This is a genomic window from Ramlibacter sp. (genome assembly GCF_013697775.1).
Lineage (GTDB): Bacteria > Pseudomonadota > Gammaproteobacteria > Burkholderiales > Burkholderiaceae_C > Ramlibacter.
The window spans coordinates 1-4,203 of the sequence record NZ_JACCWG010000464.1; the positions used below are offsets into that span (position 1 = coordinate 1).

Consider the following 4,203-nt stretch of genomic DNA (forward strand, 5'->3'; position numbering starts at 1 on the left):
CCAGAACACCTGGCGGCGCGCTCGGCGCGCGGCCAGGTGTTCTGGCGCGTGTGCGCCCGCTCGCCGGCCGCCGCCGGCTACATCCATTTTTTCTCGCGCCTGGCCGATGCCGCCGGCCAGCCCGTGCTGGTGGCCTGGCGCGGCGCGCGCACGCTTGCCGCCGTGCCCGCCCTGCGCGACTGGCTGCAGGCGCAGGCCGGGCGCATCGCGCTGCAGGAGCCGCCGCAAACCGTTTCCGGGCAAGAGGCCCCGGTACCACCCGTCGCGCGGGCGACGACGCCATCAGGGAGCAACAACCACATGACACTGACTCATCTGCAACGCCTGGAGGCCGAGAGCATCCACATCATGCGGGAGGTCGTGGCCGAGGCCGACAACCCGGTCATGCTGTATTCCATCGGCAAGGACAGCGCCGTGATGCTGCACCTGGCGATGAAGGCCTTCTACCCGGCCAAGCCGCCGTTCCCGCTGCTGCACGTGGACACGCGCTGGAAGTTCAAGGAGATGTACGCCATGCGCGAGCGCATGGCGCGCGAACTGGGGCTGAAGCTGCTGGTGCACATCAACCCCGAGGGCGTGGCCAAGGACATCAACCCGTTCACGCACGGCTCGGCCATTCACACCGACGTGATGAAGACCGAGGGCCTGAAGCAGGCGCTGGACATGCACGGCTTCGACGCGGCCTTCGGCGGCGCGCGGCGCGACGAGGAAAAGTCGCGCGCCAAGGAACGCATCTTCTCGTTTCGCACCAGCCAGCACCGCTGGGACCCGAAGAACCAGCGCCCCGAGCTCTGGCGCCTGTACAACGCGCGCAAGCACAAGGGCGAGTCGATGCGCGTGTTCCCGCTGTCCAACTGGACCGAGCTGGACATCTGGCAGTACATCTACCTGCAGAGCATTCCCATCGTGCCGCTCTACTTCTCCGCCGAGCGCCCGGTGGTGGAGCGCGACGGCACCTTGATCATGGTGGACGACGAGCGCATGCCGCTCAACCCCGGCGAGGTGCCGGTGATGCGCAAGGTGCGCTTTCGCACGCTGGGCTGCTACCCGCTCACCGGCGCGGTGGAGTCCGAAGCCGACACGCTGCCGGCCATCATCCAGGAGATGCTGCTTACCAAGACCTCGGAGCGCCAGGGCCGGGTGATCGACCACGACAGCGCCGCGTCCATGGAAAAGAAGAAGCAGGAAGGGTATTTCTGATGGCACACGTCTCCGACCTCATCGCCAGCGACATCGAGCAGTACCTGCGCTCGCACGAGCACAAGCAGATCCTGCGCTTCATCACCTGCGGCAGCGTGGACGACGGCAAGAGCACGCTGATCGGCCGCCTGCTGTACGAATCCAAGGTGCTGTTCGAGGACCAGCTGGCCGCCGTGGAAGCCGACTCGCGCAAGTGGGGCACGCAGGCCGACAGCATCGACTTCGCCCTGCTGGTCGACGGCCTGGCCGCCGAGCGCGAACAGGGCATCACCATCGACGTGGCCTACCGCTTCTTCTCCACCGACAAGCGCAAGTTCATCGTGGCCGACACGCCCGGCCACGAGCAGTACACGCGCAACATGGTCACCGGCGCCTCCACCGCCGACGTGGCGGTGCTGCTGGTGGACGCGCGCAAGGGCGTGCTCACGCAAACACGCCGCCACAGCTACCTGGTGTCGCTGCTGGGCATCCGCCACGTGATCGTCGCCATCAACAAGATGGACCTGATGGAGTACAGCGAGAAGACCTTTCGCACCATCGTGGCCGACTACCAGGAATTCGCCGACAGCATCGGCCTGAAGGACATGACCTTCATCCCGATGTCGGCCTTCAAGGGCGACAACATCATCGAGCAGAGCCCGCAGATGCCGTGGTACCGCGGCACCACCCTGATGGGCTACCTGGAGACAGTGGAGATCGACGAGCAGCGGCTGCAAAAGGGGCCGTTGCGCATGCCGGTGCAGTGGGTCAACCGGCCCGACCAGGGTTTCCGCGGCTTCGCCGGCACCATCGTGGGCGGCCGCGTGAAGCCGGGCGACCGCATCCGCGTGCAGCCGAGCGGGCGCGAGAGCACGGTGGCGCGCATCGTCACCATGGACGGCGACCTCGACAGCGGGGTGGCGGGCCAGTCGGTCACGCTGACCCTCACCGACGAGATCGACATCTCGCGCGGCGACCTGATCTCCACCGCGCAGGCGCCGGCCGGCGTGGCCGACCAGTTCGAGGCCACCATCGTGTGGATGCACGACGAGGCGCTGCTGCCCGGGCGCGGCTACCTGCTGAAGGTCGGCGCGCGCACGGTGTCGGCCTCGGTCATGGAGATCAAGCACCAGGTCAACGTCAACACCATGGAGCACATGGCGGCCAAGACGCTGGGGCTGAACGCCATCGGCGTGTGCACGGTCAGCCTGGACCAGCCGATCGGCTTCGATCCGTACACGGACAACCGCGACACCGGCGGCTTCATCCTGATCGACCGCATGACCAACAACACGGTCGGCGCGGGCCTGCTGCACTTCGCGCTGCGGCGCAGCCACAACATCCACATGCAGCACGTGGACGTGACGCGCGACGCGCGCGGCGCGATGAAGGGCCAGAAACCCTGCGTGCTGTGGTTCACCGGCCTGTCGGGTGCGGGCAAGTCGACCATCGCCAACGCGGTGGAGCAGAAGCTGCACGCGATGGGCCGCCACACCTACCTGCTGGACGGCGACAACGTGCGGCACGGCCTGAACAAGGACCTGGGCTTCACCGACGCCGACCGGGTGGAGAACATCCGCCGCGTGGCCGAGGTTTCGCGGCTGATGGTGGACGCCGGCCTGATCGTGCTCACCGCCTTCATCTCGCCGTTCCGCTCCGAGCGGCGCATGGCGCGCACCCTGCTGGGCGACGGCGAGTTCATCGAGATCTTCGTGGACACGCCGCTGGACGTGGCCGAGGAGCGCGACCCCAAGGGCCTGTACAAGAAGGCGCGGCGCGGCGATTTGAAGAACTTCACCGGCATCGACTCGCCCTACGAGGTGCCCGAGCAGCCCGAGCTGCGGCTGGTGACGCCGTTCGTGGCGCCCGAGGCCGCGGCCGACCAGGTGATCGAACTGCTGCGCAGGCTCGGCCGCATCGGGTGAAGGGCACGCAGCTCCATCCCGACGACTTCCTCGGCGACTCGCAATCGGTCGCGCAATTGCTGATCGGCGCCGTGCTGCTGGTGGACGGCGTCGGTGGGCGCATCGTGGAGACCGAGGCCTACGACCGCGAGGATGCGGCCTCGCACAGCTTCTCCGGGCCGACGCCGCGCAACCGCGCGATGTTCGGCCCGCCGGGACACGCGTACGTCTACCGCTCCTACGGCATCCACTGGTGCCTGAACTTCGTGTGCCGCGAGGACGGCCACGGCGCGGGGATTCTGATCCGCGCCATCGAGCCGCTGCAGGGGCTGGACCGCATGCGCGAGCGCCGCGGGCTGGACGACGTGAAGCTGCTGTGCTCCGGCCCCGGCCGCGTCGGCCAGGCGCTGGGCATCACGCGCGAGCTCGATGGCTGCCGGCTGGACCGCAAGCCGTTCAAGGTGCTGGCGCGCACGGGCGACGAGGCCATCGTCGCCGGCCCGCGCATCGGCATCACCAAGGCGGCCGACGTACCCTGGCGCTACGGCCTGGCCGGCTCGCGCTTCCTGAGCCGTCCATTCTCCCGCGACGCGGTTATCATTCCTCCATGACCTCGCACCTGCCCGCCAACGCCGCCATCGCAAGGATGGCGCTGGGCCTGTGTGCTTCCCCTCCTCCCCCGCCTGTCGTGTCCCTGGGCTGATCGCCCGCCTTTCGTTCCTCCGCCGTTTAGCGCGCGGAGGTCCTGAACGTTTTTCCGACAGGCTCTCATCATGATTTCGCATTCAAAAGCCGTGGCCGCTTTCGGGCCCACAGCGCTGTTCGTGCTGCTGTGGAGCAGCGGCGCCCTCTTCGCCAAATGGGGGCTGGCGCATGCCGGCGCTTTCGTGTTCCTTTCGCTGCGCTTCGCGCTCGCGCTGGCCGTGCTGCTGGCGTGGGCCGCGCTGCGGCGCCAGCCCATGCTGCCGCGCCCCGGCACGCGGCTGCGCGTGGCGGTCACCGGCCTGTTGATGGTCGGCGTGTACTCGGTGTGCTACTTCCTCGCGCTGGACCGCGGCATGACGCCGGGCGTGCTGGCCACGCTGCTGGGCGTGCAGCCGCTGGTGACGCTGGCGCTGAC

4 protein-coding genes are annotated in these 4,203 nt (G+C 68.3%); all 4 read left to right on the forward strand.

Annotated elements, in window-relative coordinates; genetic code table 11:
- Nucleotides 1–162 precede the first annotated feature (162 nt).
- On the forward strand, nt 163–1,200 hold the full coding sequence (gene cysD, locus H0U68_RS23620; protein ID WP_296359375.1) for a sulfate adenylyltransferase subunit CysD: 1,038 nt from the start codon (nt 163–165) through the stop codon (nt 1,198–1,200).
- Nucleotides 1,200–3,104 (forward strand): sulfate adenylyltransferase subunit CysN, encoded by a 1,905-nt coding sequence (gene cysN / locus H0U68_RS23625; protein ID WP_296359369.1) that lies wholly within the window; start codon nt 1,200–1,202, stop codon nt 3,102–3,104. Before cysD ends, cysN begins: the two co-directional genes overlap by 1 nt.
- Complete coding sequence (locus tag H0U68_RS23630) at nt 3,101–3,694, forward strand: DNA-3-methyladenine glycosylase (RefSeq protein WP_296359371.1); 594 nt, start codon at nt 3,101–3,103, stop codon at nt 3,692–3,694. Before cysN ends, H0U68_RS23630 begins: the two co-directional genes overlap by 4 nt.
- Nucleotides 3,695–3,856: 162 nt before the next feature.
- The coding region (locus tag H0U68_RS23635) for an EamA family transporter (protein WP_296359373.1) at nt 3,857–4,203 on the forward strand (347 nt) is incomplete at its 3' end.

Excerpts from the sequence above, each read along its gene's own strand:
- cysN (WP_296359369.1), top strand. The coding sequence starts at position 1,200 with ATGGCACACGTCTCCGACCTCATCGCCAGCGACATCGAGCAGTACCTG.